Origin of the sequence: Pseudomonas oryzae (assembly GCF_900104805.1) — a bacterium.
Classification (GTDB): domain Bacteria; phylum Pseudomonadota; class Gammaproteobacteria; order Pseudomonadales; family Pseudomonadaceae; genus Geopseudomonas; species Geopseudomonas oryzae.
This window is the reverse complement of record NZ_LT629751.1, coordinates 3,742,501-3,756,904: the sequence shown is the minus strand read 5'-3', so window position 1 is coordinate 3,756,904 and position 14,404 is coordinate 3,742,501. Positions and strand designations below refer to the sequence as shown.

Here is a 14,404-nt window from a genome sequence, read left to right as displayed (position 1 = left end):
GCAGAGCGATCGCGCTGCGCTGGTGTATCAGCAAAAAGATTGCCAGTCGCCGCGTCATGACACTGAGTCATTGCCGAGCAATGCTCTGCCGGTCTGCCCGGGGCGGCTGACGGTCTGCCTGGCTGTGTAGCAGACACTATAACGACGAGCGCCTGTGTAGCCTTGTCTACAACGCCACGCGGCTGCGCCTGGGCGGCCGGCGCTCATCCGCGGCGCCGTTTGGTAGTACCCTTGCCGACCTGGCCTGCCATCGAGAGGAGTTTGCGATGCTTTACCGTTCACTGGGCAAGACCGACATCCGCGTCAGCGCGCTGGCGCTCGGCAGCATGACCTGGGGCGAGCAGAACAGCGAGGCCGAGGGCTTCGCGCAGATCGAGCGTGCCGGCGCCGCCGGGATCAACTTCATCGATACCGCCGAGATGTACCCGGTGCCGCCGCGGGCGGAAACCTGCGGCGCCACCGAGACGGTGATCGGCAACTACCTCAGGCGTCACGGCGGTCGCGACCAGTGGATCATCGCCAGCAAGGCGGCGGCGCCGGGCAACGGCATCAGCCACATCCGCGGCGGTCGTCCGCACCACGACCGCGCCAACCTGATCGCCGCGGTGGACGGCAGTCTGCGCCGCCTGCAGACCGACTACATCGACCTCTACCAGCTGCACTGGCCGGACCGGCAGACCAACTACTTCGGTCAACTCGGCTACCAGCACGATCCGGCTGCCCACATCACCCCCATCGAGGAGTCGCTGGAGGTGCTCGCCGAGCTGGTGCAGGACGGCAAGATCCGTCACATCGGTCTGTCCAACGAGACGCCCTGGGGCCTGCACCGCTTCCTGCAGCTGGCCGAGAGCCGCGGCTGGCCGCGGGCGGTGTCGATCCAGAACCCCTACAACCTTCTCAACCGCAGCTTCGAGGTGGGCCTGGCGGAGATGGCCATTCGCGAGCAGGTCGGCCTCCTGGCCTACTCGCCGCTGGCCTTCGGCCTGCTCTCCGGCAAGTACGAGGACGGCGCCCGGCCGGCCAATGCCCGGCTGACCCTGTTCGAGCGCTTCCAGCGCTACAACAACCCGCGCGCCCGCCGCGCCGCCAGCGCCTATGTCGCCCTGGCCCGCGAGCACGGTGTCGATCCGGCGCAGCTGGCGCTGGCCTATGTCACCAGCCGGCCGTTCGTGACCAGCAACATCATCGGCGCCACCACGCTGGAGCAGCTGGACAGCAACATCGCCAGCCTCGACCTGCCGCTCAGCGCGGAACTGCTCGCCGGCATCGAGCGGATCCACACCGAGCAGCCCAACCCGGCGCCCTGAGGCGTCCGGTCCGGCTGAGCCGGCCAGACGACACGGATGTCGCCGCTGCAGGCTCGCTGCCGGCGCGGATCTGCTAGCTTGAGTCGCACGGCCACGGAACGAGGAGGGCGACGATGAGCAACGCTGACCTGAAGCTGCGCGGGGTCAACCTGGGCAGCTGGCTGGTGCTGGAGAAGTGGATGGTGCCGAGCCTGTTCGCCGGGCTGGCCGCCACCGACGAGACCACCTGGTGCGCCGAGCTGGGCCCGGCGGCCGGCGCGCGGTTGCGCCGCCACTGGGACAGCTTCATCACCCGCGCGGACTTCGCCTGGCTCGCCGAGCGCGGCCTCAATGCGGTGCGCATCCCGCTGGGCCATTGGATCTTCGGTCCGGACTACCCGCACCACCGCAGCTACGGCGCCCACCGCTATCCCTTCGTCGAGGGCGGCATCGCCGTGCTCGACCGCGCCATGGCCTGGGCCGCGGAGTTCGGCCTGCACGTGGTGCTCGACCTGCACGCCGCGCCGGGCTGCCAGAACGGCTTCGACAACGGCGGCATCAAGGACGTCTGCGAGTGGCACACCCGGCCCGAGTACCTCGAGCATTCGCTGAACGTGCTGGAGCGCCTGGCCGAACGCTACCGCGAGCATCCGGCGCTGCACGCCATCGAGGTGCTCAACGAGCCGCGCTGGGACGTGCCCACCGCCTACCTGAAGGCCTACTACCTGGCCGCCTACGCGCGCATCCGCCGGCACTGCCCGGCCGAGCGCGTCGCGGTGGTGTTCCACGACGGCTTCCGTGATTTCCGCGAGTACCTGGGCTTCATGCAGGGTGCGGAGTACCGCAACGTGATGTTCGACATCCACCGCTACCAGTGCTTCGAGCGCGGCGACATCGACATGGACATCTACGGCCACCTGCGCAAGGCCGCCGGCGAGTGGAAGGCGGAGGCCGACGCCATCATCACCGAGCTGGGCCTGCCGACCTTCTGCGGCGAGTGGAGCCTCGGCCTGGACCTCAAGGTGGTGTCGCTGTGGGCCGAAGGGCCGTTCAACCATGCCCTCGAACACATGGACGCCTTCCAGGAGGCGGTCGCCTACCGTGGCTATGCCGCCGCGCAGCTGGCCACCTTCGAGAAGTATCGGGGCTGGTTCTTCTGGAACTACAAGACCGAGACCACTCCGGCCTGGAGCTTGCGCGAATGCGTGGAGCGCGGCTGGCTGCCGTCACGCTTTGCGTAGCGCGCAGGGAACCGGCGCCTGCTCGGCGCAGGCCAGGTAGCGTTCCTCGGGCACCCGTGCGAGGCTCAGGCGGCGGGTGAAGTAGCGCTCCAGGCTGCCGTGCAGGCTGACCGTGAGCAGCGTGGAATCGAGCAGCTCGCGCTGCAGGATGCCGGTCATGCAATCCTCGGTGCGCGGGTCGAAGGCGTCGGTGCCTTCCTCGATGAACACCCAGGCCGGGCGCTGCAGCAGCAGGCGGGCGATGCCTAGGCGCTGCTGAGCGCGCAGTGGCAGCACGGTGTCCCAGCGGTCACTGTCGTTCAGGCGCGGCGCTAGCCAGTCCAGGCCGGCGCAGTGCAACGCATGCTCGAGGGCGGCGACGGGGAAATGCCCTGGAGGATGCGGATAGTTGAGCACCGCCTGCAGGCTGCCGTCCGGCAGGAACGGCCGCTGCGGCAGGAACATGATGTCCTCGTTGGCGGGCAGGAGGATCTCACCGCTGCCCCACGGCCACAGTCCGGCCACCGCCTTGAACAGGCTGCTGGCGGCGCTGGCGTCGCCGTCGATCAGCACCCGTTCGCCGCGCCGGAAGACCTCGTCGAGGTGCTCGACCAGCACGCGCCCGTCCGGCCCGGCCAGGCTGAGATCGCGCAGCACCAGTTCGTCGCCGCTGCCGGGATGGCGGTCGATGCGGTGCTCGACCGGCGCGCTGGCGAGCTCCTCGAGCTCGCGCAGGTCGTGGTACAGGCTGGCCACGCGGTCGGCCGAAGCGCGGCACCTGGCCAGCTCGCCGAGGTTGTCGATCGGCCAGGACAGTGCCGAGGTCAGGCGCTGGAAGGCCTGCGCCGCCTGCATCAGGATGCCGAGGGTCATGGTCCCGGCGATGTACTGCGGCGCGGCGGCCAGCAGCGGGAACACCGGCAGCAGGGTGCCGTAGCCGGTGGAGAAGGCGACGATGCCGAGGTAGCCGAGGGTCTGCCGGTTCCAGCCGCGCCCGACGTCGGCGAACAGTCGCGCCGCCTGCTGCTGTTCGATGCCTTCGCCGTGCATCAGGGCGATCGACTCGGCGTTCTCCCGCGCCCGCGCCAGGCCGAAGCGCAGGTTGGCCTCCATCGCCTGCAGGCGGTTGGTGGCGTTGACCAGCGGGCGGCCGAGCAGCAGGCCGAAGGCGGTGCCGGCGCCGGCGTAGAGGAAGGCCAGCAGCACCAGGTAGCCGGGCACCACCAGGTCGCTGCCGGGCAGCTGCGCGCTGCCGGAGACGCTGAGCAGGATGTCGATGAAGCTGCCGAGGATCAGCAGCGAATAGAGCAGCGACAGCGCCAGACCGACCGCCGTCTCGGTGGCGATGCGGATGTCCTCGGCGATGCGCCCGTCGGGGTTGTCATGCTCGCCGCTGGTGAACTGCAGCTGGTAGTGGTGGGCATGCGGCAGCCACTGGTTGAGCAGGCGCCGGGTCAGCCAGCGCCGCCAGTCCAGCTGCAGCCAGCGCTTGACGTGCAGGTGCACGGCGGTGACCAGCATGGTCAGCACGAAGATCACTACGAAGGTGCTGACCTGCAGCAGCAGGGCGCTCAGCGAACGCGCCTCGAGGGCGTCGAACAGCTCGCGGTTCCAGTAGCTCAGCCAGATCGCCAGGCCGACCTGCGCCTCGGTGAGCAGGATCAGCAGCAGCACGGCGCCACGTACCCGCCACTTGTGGCCGCTGCGCCAGTAGGCGCAGATCACCGGCCACAGTTGCCCGCTCAGCCAGGCGATGGTGGAGAGTTGCGATGGGCCGGGCGCCATGCCTCATGCCCCCGGCGCGAGGCTGGCGCGCGAGTCCGAGGGGGAAGCACCGATGTCTGTCGTCGGCAGGTGCATGCTGACCTCGTCTGCTACGGGGGAAGGGCAGGGACGCGCTGGCGCACAGGGCACCAGTGCCGTCACGGCGGGTGAGGGTCTGGCAGCTCGTCGCTACGGCGGTCACTGCACGTCCTTTACAGCAGTATAGGAGGGGCGCCACTGACACGTCCGGCCCCGGCCGGCACGAGCGTGATGGCTCTGGCCCGCGGTTTGTCGCCCGCCAGCCGGGGCCCGGTGCCGGCGCGCGGCAGCGCCCTCGGTCAACGCTCCTGTTGCCGGTCAATTCGGCGGCATAGCACAATGCCGGCTTGCCATGGGGCCAGCGGCGGCCACGCGACAGGGAGTTTGGGATGGCGGTGAGTTGGGGGCTGCGCAGCAAGTCGGTACTGGCCTTGCTGCTGGCGTGTGCGGTGGCGCTGATTCCGGCGGCCTGGCTCGGCTGGCGCGCCATGGACGAGATTCGCGAGCATTTCGGCGAGGCCTATGCGCGCAACTTCACCCTGCTGCAGCGCGAGCGCATCCTCGCCCCGCTGACGCGCGAGCTGGCGCTGGCGCGGCGCTTCGCCGACGCCGAGCTGACCCGCCGCTGGCTGCAGGCCGAGGACGATGCCGAGCGCCGTGGGCAGTTCTTCGCCGAAGCCGCCGGCTACCAGCGCGACTTCCGCGACCACTCCTGGTTCGTCATTCCCGCCGACTCGCGGCACTACTACTTCAACGACGCCAGCCAGCCGGTCAGTGAGCGGCCGCGCTACCGGCTCGACCCCGCCGATCCCGCGGACGCCTGGTTCTTCGCCAGCATCCGCGGCAGCGCCGACCTCAACCTCAACGTTAACGTCGATGAGAAGCTCAGGGTCACCAAGGTCTGGATCAACATGCTGGTGCGCGACGGTGGTCGCGTGCTCGGCCTGGCCGGTACCGGCATGGACCTCAGCGCCTTCCTCGAGCAGTTCGTGGTGTCCCGCGAGCCCGGCGTGACGCCGATGATCCTCGCCGCCGACGGTGCCATCCAGGCGCACCCGGATCCGGCGCGCATCGCCTACAACTCCGGGGTCACCGGCGGCGGCAGCGGCTCACGGGTCTTCGACCTGCTCGCCGAGCCCGCTGCGCCCGAGGCGCTGCAGGCCGCTATGCGCCGCGCCGAGATCGCCAGCGACGGCGTGCAGATCCTGCGTGCGCGGCTGGACGGCCGCGAGCAGCTGCTGGCGCTCAGCTACATCGCGCCACTGCGCTGGCACCTGCTCACCGCCATCGATCTGCACGCCGCGCGGGTGCTCGACGAGCGCTGGCTGTGGCCGCTGGTCGGCACCCTCGCCGCGCTGCTCGGCAGCCTGCTGCTGGGGTTCGCCTACGTGGTGGATCGCCTGCTGCTGCTGCCGCTGCGCAGCCTGCAGCAGACCGCCAAGGCCATCGCCGCCGGCGATTACGCCACCCGTTTGCCGCCGCCGCGCCGCGACGAGATCGGCGAGCTGTCGGCGGCCTTCGCCAGCATGGCCGAGCAGGTACGCCGGCACACCAGCGAACTGGAGGGCAAGGTGCGCGAGCGCACCGAGGCACTGGAGCGCGCCAACCGCGAGATGGCCGCCGCGCACAAGCAGATCGACGACTCCATCGACTACGCCAGCCTGATCCAGCGCGCCATCCTCCCCGACCGCGAGCTGGCCGCGGCGCTCGGCGAGCGCCAGCACGCGTTGTGGCTGCCGCGCGATGTGGTTGGCGGCGACTTCTACCTGTACCGCGAGGGTGCCGGCGGCTGCCTGCTCGGCGTGGTCGACTGTGCCGGCCACGGCGTGCCGGGCGCGCTGATGACCATGCTGGCGCGCGCCGCGATCGACCATGCGATCGGCGTGGCCGGGGCCAGCGACCCTGCGGCGATCCTGCACGAGACCGACGCCACTGTCCGTGGCATGCTGGGCGAGCAGCAGGGAGCGCTGGCCACCAACATGGATGCCGGCCTGGTCTGGTTCGACCAAGCCAGTCGTCGTCTGCGCTTCGCCGGCGCGCGCATCGCCCTGTTCGCCAGTGACGGCGTCGAGGTGCGCGAGTACAAGGGCGGGCGTCGCGCCCTGGCCGACAAGCGCCGCGGCGAATACGCCGATCTCGACATCGAGCTGGAGCCGGGCTGGACCTTCTACCTGTGCACCGACGGTTTCCTCGATCAGACCGGCGGCGAGCTGGGGTTCGGTTTCGGCAACCGGCGCTTCGGCGACCTGCTGCGCAGCCACGCGCGGCGGCCGCTGGCCGAGCAGGCCGAGCGCTTCGTCGCCCGCCTGGCCGCCTACCGCGGCGAGCGGCCGCAGCTCGACGACATCACCGTGCTGTCCTTTCGTTTCGACTAGCTGGATACAGGAGTGCCGATGGATAACTACGACCTGCTGGCGATGCGCGAGCACTACAATCGCCAGCGCATCATGCTCTGCTTCAACGGGCCGATCTCGCGCAGCCTGATCGAGGAGATCGGCAACGCCCTGCGCAACTACCTGGCCGCCGAACAGGCGCAGCCCTCGGCGGCGATGGACGTGTTCGCCGTGTACATCGAGATGACCCAGAACATCCGTCACTACGCCACGCGGATGAACTATCCCGAGCAGGACGCGGCGGCCACGGTGTCGATTTCCCGCGACGACGAGGGTCGCTACGTGGTGGCGGCCGGCAACCTGGTGGAAGTCGAGGACGGCCGCCAGCTGGTCGACTGGGTCGAGGGCCTCGCCGGGCTGGACAAGGTCCAGCTCAAGGCGGCCTACAAGGAGCAGCTGCGCAAGCCGCGCAGCGACGAGCGGGCCAGCGGCGCTGGTCTCGGCCTGCTCGATATCGCCCGCAAGTCGAGCGCGCCGCTGCTCGCCAGCCTCAAGGAACAAGCCGACGGGCGCGCCTTCTTCAGCCTGCGCGCCGTGATCTGAACCACTTTGCACGAGTACCATCATGACTGAACTGAACATTCCCGGTACCCAGTCCACGCCGACCATCCGCGGCGACTGGGCAGCCGGCGTGCTGGCCATGCAGGGCGACTCCTATCCGGAAAATTCCTTCGAACTGTTCGGCCAGGTGATCGACTGGGTCGAGCGCTTCCTGCGCGAGGAGTCCCGGCCGCTGGCGCTGGAGCTGCGCCTGCTGTACCTCAACACCAGCTCGATCAAGGCGCTGATGGACATCTTCGACCTGCTCGAGGAGGCCCACCGCGACGGCCTGCCGGTCAGTGTCAGCTGGCACTACGACAGCCGCAACGAGAGGGTCGCCGAGCTGGCCGAGGAGTTCCGCGAGGACTGCAGTTTCCCCTTCGCCATCCTGCCGTTTGGCGAGTGAGCGCGCCATGAGCGGCGAGCGTGAGCTGGACCAGCTGGTGGAAAGCCTGCTGAGCGATCCGGCCTACTATGGTCACCCGCTGCGCGAGGCGCTGGCGCGCCTGCAGCAGCAGAACCTCGAGCAGCTGTCGCGGCTCGAGCGCATCGCGCGCATTTCCGACGGCTACCAAGCGTTGGCGCGCGAGCAGAACCTGTCGCTGTCCGAGCGCTACCATCGTCAGCTGCGCCAGCTGGAGAAGGTGGCGCGCATCTCCGACCGCTACCAGGACATGCTGCGCGATCTCAATCAGGCGTTGCGCGATGCCTCGCAGCGCGACGTGCTCACCGGCCTGGCCAACCGGCGCATGTTGATGGAGCGCTTGCGCGAAGAGGAGCTGCGTAGCCAGCGCAGCGGCCGGCCGTTCGTGCTGGCGATGGTCGACGTCGATTACTTCAAGCAGATCAACGACCGCTGGGGGCATGACGTCGGCGACCACGCGCTGAGCCAGATCGCCCGCACCCTGCAGGACAGCGTGCGCGGTTGCGACCTGTGCGGACGCTGGGGCGGCGAGGAGTTCCTGCTGCTGCTCACCGAGACGGCGCTGGTCGAGGTGAGTCCGCTGATCGAACGCCTGCGTGCGGCGGTGCGCAACCTGCGGGTACTGCACGGCGAGGCGGAGGTGACGCTCACCGTCAGCCTCGGGGTGGCCGAGTGCCGGCCGGGGGAGGGCTATTCGCAGGTGCTCAATCGTGCCGACGCGGCCCTGCTGGTGGCCAAGCGCAGTGGCCGCGATCGCTGCGTGCTGGCGCCGCTCGCCGAGGGAGAGTTCGCGGCGCAGGAGGCCTGAGCCGGCTCAGAGTTGGTGGCGCAGCATGAACTGGCGATCGCGCTGCTCGCGCCACCAGCCGCACAGGCGACCGCCGGCGGACCAGCCGCGCCAGTCGAGCAGCGCCCCGCCATCGCCGGTGGTGAGCAGCAGCAGCGACTGGCGCGGCGCCCGGTAGCGTTGCAGGGGGCGCTGCTGCAGGCTCGCGGCGAGGTTGGCGGCCAGGCGGGGCGCCTGACGCATGGCCTGCCAGGCATTGCGCTCGGCGCCGGTCAGACTGGCGCAGTCGCCGCTGGCGAAGATCCGCGGGTGGCTGCGGCTCTGCAGGGTGGCGTCGACCTCGATGAAACCATCCTCGGCGCAGGCCAGGCCACTGTCCGCCAGCCAGGGCAGCGGTTGGTTGCCGCTGGCCAGCAGCAGGCGCGGGCCGTGCCAGACGGCGCCGGCCTCGCTGTACAGGGTGTCGCCGTCGATGTGGCTGATCGGGCAGTGCTCGCGGCAGTGCACGCCGAGCTGGCGCAGCAGGCCGTGGGCGCGCATGCGCAGCCCTGGCGAATGGCCGTCGAGCAACGGCCCGGCGCTGAACAGACTGAGTTGCGGCACCTGGCCGGCCAGCGCCAGGGCCAGTTCGACACCGGCGACGCCGCCACCGACCAAGGCCAGTGGCTGCGGATCCGCCTGCCACTGCCGCCAGCATTCGAGCAAGCCGGCGAACGGCTTCACCGCCACCACCTGCATGCCCGCGCCGTGCTGCTGCGGCAGCGGTGGTGCGGCGCCGACGTCGAGGGACAGCCAGCCGGCCTGCAGGCGGCTGCCGTCGGCCAGTTGCAGTTCGCGACGGTCGGCGTCCAGCGCTGTCACCGTCCCCTGCAGCAGCTCGACGCCGGCGGCGCGGCACAGTGGCGCGAGGTCGATGCGGCAGTCGCTCGCGCGCAGCCGGCCGGCGAGCAGGGCCGGCACCCGGCCGGCGTACCAGGCGTGCGGCGAGTCGCTGAGCAGCAGCAGGCGCCCCGGCGGCCGTTCGCCGCGCGCCCAGCGCCGCAGCACGCCGAGGTGGCTGTGTCCGGCGCCGACCAGCAGCAGATCAGGATTGGGCATCGGCGCCTCGGCGGGCGAGGGGGGAAACGGTCATCGGTGCGGCTCCTTGCGACGAATCGATGCCGGCTCGTGGCGGCGACGCCCTGTCCGGCTGGCGCCAGTTGTAGCACAGCCGTCGACCGTTGCGCTGGCCTGCACGCAGAAACGCCAAGCCCGCGAACGAGGTCGCGGGCTTGGCGTTGCATAGGTGGGCCGGCTGGAGTGCCGGCCCGATGGCGGATCAGGCCAGTTCGTCGAAGCACTCGGCGAGGATCGCCAGGCCCTGGTCCAGCTGGGCGTCCGGGATGGTGATCGGCATCAGGAAGCGGATCACGTTGTAGTAGGTGCCGCAGGACAGCAGGATCAGGCCCTTGTCGCGGGCGCGGGCGACGATCTTGCCGACCAGTTCGGCGGCCGGCTGGTGCACGTCGCCGTCCTCGAACAGTTCGATGGCGACCATCGAGCCCAGGCCGCGCACGTCACCGATGACCTTGTGCTTGGCCTGGATCTCGCGCAGGCCGGCCTTCAGGCGCTCGCCGACGGCCTGGCTGCGCTCCAGCAGGTTCTCTTCCTTGAACACTTCGAGCACGGCCAGGGCCGCGGCGCAGGCGATCGGGCTGCCGGCGTAGGTGCCGCCGAGGCCGCCGGGGGCGATGGCGTCCATGATTTCCGCCTTGCCGCACACGCCGGCGATCGGGAAGCCGCCGCCGACCGACTTGGCGAAGGTGGTCAGGTCCGGGACGATGCCCAGCTGCTCGGTGGCGAAGAAGGTGCCGGTACGGCCGGCGCCGGTCTGCACCTCGTCGCAGATCAGCAGGATGCCGTGCTGGTCGCACAGGGCGCGCAGGCGCTGCATGAACGGCTTGGAGTTGACGTAGAAGCCGCCTTCGCCCTGTACCGGCTCGATGATGATCGCGGCGATGTCCTGCGGCTGGGCATCGTTCTTGAAGATGCGCTCGATGCTGGCGATGGCGTCGTCCTCGCTGATGCCGTGCAGTTCGCACGGCGCCAGGGCGCGGAACACGCCGCCCGGCATCAGGCCCATGCCGGCGGAGTAGGGCACCACCTTGCCGGTCAGCGACAGGGTCATCATGGTGCGGCCGTGGTAGGCGCCGGTGAAGGCGATCACCCCGGCGCGGCCGGTGGCGGCGCGAGCGATCTTCACCGCGTTCTCGACGGCCTCGGAGCCGGTGGTGACCAGCAGGGTCTTCTTGGCGAAGTCACCGGGGACGCGCTTGGCGATTTCCTCGCACAGGGCGATGTAGGGTTCGTAGGCCAGCACCTGGAAGCAGGTGTGGGTCAGCTTGGTCAGCTGCTCCTGCACGGCGGCCACCACCTTCGGATGCAGATGGCCGGTGTTGAGCACGGCGATGCCGCCGGCGAAGTCGATGTACTCGCGGCCCTCGACGTCCCACACGGTGGCGTTCTCGGCGCGCTCGGCGACGATCGGATGGATCTGGCTGACGCCGCGGGCGACGGCAGCTTGGCGGCGTTGCAGCAGGGAGGCGTTGGTCTGGCTCATGGCATTCTCACGCAGGACAGTCGGAGCGGCGGTCGGGGCCGGCCTGCCAATGCGGCAGGTCGGCCGGAAAAGAAGGGTGAAGGACCGTCGCCGACAAAACACGGCCCTCACCCACCCCGGGCCGTGGCCCGGAGTTCGTACGAATCAGATGCCGCCGAGGCACAGGTACTTGATCTCGAGATATTCATCGAGACCGTACTTGGAGCCCTCGCGGCCGAGGCCGGAGGCCTTCATGCCACCGAACGGCGCCACCTCGGTGGAGATCAGGCCGGTGTTGATGCCGACCATGCCGTACTCCAGTGCATCGGCGACGCGGAACACGCGGCCGAGATCGCGGGCATAGAAGTAGGCGGCCAGGCCGAACTCGGTGTCGTTGGCCTGGGCGATCACGTCTTCCTCGTCGCGGAAGCGGAACAGTGGGGCCAGCGGACCGAAGGTTTCCTCCTTGGCGACTCGCGCGCTGGTCGGTACATCGACCAGAATAGTCGGCTCGAAGAAGTTGCCGCCCAGGCCGTTGCCGCCGGCGATCACCCGCGCGCCCTTGCCCAGCGCGTCGTCGAGATGCTGGCGCACCTTGTTCACCGCATTGGCGTCGATCAGCGGGCCGGTGGTTACCCCGGCCTCGGCGCCGTTGCCCACCTTGAGCTTGGCCACCGCGGCGGCCAGCTTGGCGGCGAAGGCGTCGTAGACCTTGTCCTGCACATAGATGCGGTTGGCGCAGACGCAGGTCTGCCCGGCGTTGCGATACTTGGAGATCATCGCGCCTTCGACCGCGGCATCCAGATCGGCGTCGTCGAAGACGATGAAGGGGGCGTTGCCGCCCAGCTCCAGGGACAGCTTCTTCAGGGTCGGCGCGCACTGCTCCATCAGCTTGATGCCGACGCCGGTCGAGCCGGTGAACGACAGTTTGCGCACCACCGGGTTCTCGCACAGCTCGGCGCCCACCTCGCGACTGGTGGCGACGTCCGCCGGCAGCACGCTGAGCAGGCCGGCCGGAATGCCGGCGCGTTCGGCCAGCTCGGCGAGGGCCAGGGCGGAGAAGGGCGTCTGCGGTGCCGGCTTGAGCACCATTGCGCAGCCCACCGCCAGCGCCGGGCCGGCCTTGCGGGTGATCATTGCGCTGGGGAAGTTCCACGGGGTGATCGCCGCGGTCACGCCGACCGGCTCCTTCTGTACCAGGATGCGCTTGTCGGCGGCATGGGCCGGGATCACGTCACCGTAGGCGCGCTTGGCTTCCTCGGCGAACCACTCGATGAAGGAGGCGGCGTAGGCCACTTCGCCACGGGCTTCGGCCAGCGGCTTGCCCTGCTCGGCGGTCATGATTTGCGCCAGGTCTTCCTGGTTGGCCAGGATCAGCTCGTACCACTTGCGCAGCTTGGCTGCGCGCTCCTTGGCGGTCAGCTTGCGCCAGGCCGGCTGGGCCAGGCGTGCCGCCTCGATGGCGCGGCGGGTTTCCGCGCGGCCCATATTCGGCACGCTGCCCAGCTTCTCACCGGTGGCCGGGTTGAAGATGTCGGTGCGTTCGCCGCTGTCGGCTTCGCACCAGTGACCGTTCACATAGGCCTGCTGGCGGAACAGGCTGGGGTCTTTCAGTTCCATCGCGGTCTCCGGCTAGATGTTCGAAATGTCAAACAATCCTATGGTCGACTGAGCTCGCGCGCAATAGGGTGTGCAGAAAAAACAACGATAGCGGGGAGGATCGTAAATTTTTCAAGGTCATGCGCCTTGTCGATCCCTGCTGTGTGTGGGATCGCGAACAGGATCCGGCGCCATGGACGACTCTGGGCAAGATGCGTATGATGGCGCCCGCACTGTTGCGACGCTCCTCTCGGTCGACAGCAGGCGACAAGCATCCGTAGCTCAGCTGGATAGAGTACTGCCCTCCGAAGGCAGGGGTCGTGGGTTCGAATCCCGCCGGATGCGCCATATACAAAGAAAGGGCCTGCGCGTTGCGCAGGCCCTTTTTGTTTCATGGCCGTGCTTCCTGGGATCGCCTTTGGCTTCCTTAATAGTTATTCATTGGTTGGCTGTTCGTGGCGGCTATCCGCTGCTGTAACTGGCACTTGATGAAAAAAGCGTTGACGCCCAGATTTGCCGCCCTATAATGCGCGCCACTCCCGGCGGTGAGCTGAAAATCCTTGAAAATCAAGGAGTTGTATTCAGGTTGTGGTCGGGAGTGGCAAGGCTTCGGTCTTGTCGGCGCTGTTCCGCGAAGCGGATGGCGCCGCAGAGGTGAGGTTGACAGTGGCTCCGGTTGCTGTATGATTCATCTCCCTCGCTTCGGTGGCCTGGTTGTTCGCTGAAGCGCAAGCGGTTGAATCGAAAAGAAAATTTTCGAAAGTCGCTTGACAGGTTGAAAGGCTGCTGTAGAATGCGCGGCCTCGGTTGAGACGAAAGCTTCCGCTGGGTCTGACCGAAACGCTCTTTAACAAGTTGAATCAAGCAATTCGTGTGGGTGCTTGTGGGGTAAGACTGGTGATCGCAAGATTATCAGCATCACAAGCAACACTCGTGAATTCGAGAGTTTTTTGCGATTGCTGAGCCAAGTTTAGGGTTTTCTCAAAACCCGGATTGATTTGAACTGAAGAGTTTGATCATGGCTCAGATTGAACGCTGGCGGCAGGCCTAACACATGCAAGTCGAGCGGATGAGGGGAGCTTGCTTCCTGATTCAGCGGCGGACGGGTGAGTAATGCCTAGGAATCTGCCCGATAGTGGGGGACAACGTTTCGAAAGGAACGCTAATACCGCATACGTCCTACGGGAGAAAGTGGGGGATCTTCGGACCTCACGCTATCGGATGAGCCTAGGTCGGATTAGCTAGTTGGTGGGGTAATGGCTCACCAAGGCGACGATCCGTAACTGGTCTGAGAGGATGATCAGTCACACTGGAACTGAGACACGGTCCAGACTCCTACGGGAGGCAGCAGTGGGGAATATTGGACAATGGGCGAAAGCCTGATCCAGCCATGCCGCGTGTGTGAAGAAGGTCTTCGGATTGTAAAGCACTTTAAGTTGGGAGGAAGGGCTGCCGGTTAATACCCTGCAGTTTTGACGTTACCAACAGAATAAGCACCGGCTAACTTCGTGCCAGCAGCCGCGGTAATACGAAGGGTGCAAGCGTTAATCGGAATTACTGGGCGTAAAGCGCGCGTAGGTGGTTCAGCAAGTTGGATGTGAAAGCCCCGGGCTCAACCTGGGAACTGCATCCAAAACTACTGGGCTAGAGTACGGTAGAGGGTGGTGGAATTTCCTGTGTAGCGGTGAAATGCGTAGATATAGGAAGGAACACCAGTGGCGAAGGCGACCACCTGGACTGATACTGACACTGAGGTGCGAAAGCGTGGGGAGCA

General features: G+C 67.8%; 10 protein-coding genes, 1 tRNA gene and 1 rRNA gene (1 of these 12 cut by a window edge). 8 read left to right on the top strand and 4 right to left on the bottom strand.

The window, feature by feature from the left end:
- Positions 1-266 precede the first annotated feature (266 nt).
- Entirely contained in the window at positions 267-1,307 is a 1,041-nt protein-coding gene (locus tag BLT78_RS17050; protein WP_090350817.1) for an NADP(H)-dependent aldo-keto reductase, read from the top strand.
- Between the two features lie 113 nt (positions 1,308-1,420).
- Entirely contained in the window at positions 1,421-2,527 is a 1,107-nt protein-coding gene (locus tag BLT78_RS17045) for a glycoside hydrolase family 5 protein (protein WP_090350815.1), read from the top strand.
- Here the strand turns inward: BLT78_RS17045 and BLT78_RS17040 are convergent.
- On the bottom strand, positions 2,513-4,291 hold the full coding sequence (locus BLT78_RS17040) for an ABC transporter ATP-binding protein/permease (protein WP_090350813.1): 1,779 nt from the start codon (positions 4,289-4,291) through the stop codon (positions 2,513-2,515). The genes BLT78_RS17045 and BLT78_RS17040 overlap by 15 nt on opposite strands.
- A gap of 407 nt (positions 4,292-4,698) precedes the next feature.
- On the opposite strand from BLT78_RS17040, the gene siaA reads away from it, so the two are divergent.
- The 4 genes from siaA to siaD are packed head-to-tail and all read left to right on the top strand — an operon-like array spanning position 4,699 to position 8,474.
- Positions 4,699-6,684, top strand: a complete 1,986-nt coding sequence (gene siaA, locus BLT78_RS17035) for a biofilm regulation protein phosphatase SiaA (protein WP_090350811.1) — start codon at positions 4,699-4,701, stop codon at positions 6,682-6,684.
- Positions 6,685-6,702: 18 nt separating this feature from the next.
- A complete protein-coding gene (gene siaB / locus BLT78_RS17030; protein ID WP_090350809.1) occupies positions 6,703-7,245 on the top strand; it encodes a biofilm regulation protein kinase SiaB in 543 nt (180 codons plus the stop codon).
- Positions 7,246-7,267: 22 nt separating this feature from the next.
- On the top strand, positions 7,268-7,648 hold the full coding sequence (gene siaC, locus BLT78_RS17025; protein WP_090350806.1) for a biofilm regulation phosphoprotein SiaC: 381 nt from the start codon (positions 7,268-7,270) through the stop codon (positions 7,646-7,648).
- A 7-nt stretch (positions 7,649-7,655) separates the two neighbouring features.
- Positions 7,656-8,474 (top strand): biofilm regulation diguanylate cyclase SiaD, encoded by an 819-nt coding sequence (gene siaD / locus BLT78_RS17020; protein ID WP_090350804.1) that lies wholly within the window; start codon positions 7,656-7,658, stop codon positions 8,472-8,474.
- A gap of 6 nt (positions 8,475-8,480) precedes the next feature.
- On the opposite strand, the gene BLT78_RS17015 is transcribed toward siaD, so the two are convergent.
- From BLT78_RS17015 to gabD, 3 genes are all read right to left on the bottom strand, one after another.
- Complete coding sequence (locus BLT78_RS17015) at positions 8,481-9,551, bottom strand: FAD-dependent oxidoreductase (protein WP_090350802.1); 1,071 nt, start codon at positions 9,549-9,551, stop codon at positions 8,481-8,483.
- Positions 9,552-9,771: 220 nt separating this feature from the next.
- Positions 9,772-11,052 (bottom strand): 4-aminobutyrate--2-oxoglutarate transaminase, encoded by a 1,281-nt coding sequence (gene gabT, locus BLT78_RS17010; RefSeq protein ID WP_090350800.1) that lies wholly within the window; start codon positions 11,050-11,052, stop codon positions 9,772-9,774.
- Positions 11,053-11,196: 144 nt separating this feature from the next.
- Entirely contained in the window at positions 11,197-12,651 is a 1,455-nt protein-coding gene (gabD, locus tag BLT78_RS17005) for an NADP-dependent succinate-semialdehyde dehydrogenase (protein ID WP_090350798.1), read from the bottom strand.
- Between the two features lie 250 nt (positions 12,652-12,901).
- On the opposite strand from gabD, the gene BLT78_RS17000 reads away from it, so the two are divergent.
- A tRNA-Arg gene (locus tag BLT78_RS17000) sits at positions 12,902-12,978 on the top strand.
- 652 nt (positions 12,979-13,630) lie between these two features.
- Positions 13,631-14,404 (top strand): 16S ribosomal RNA (locus BLT78_RS16995) (it continues 763 nt past the right edge of the window).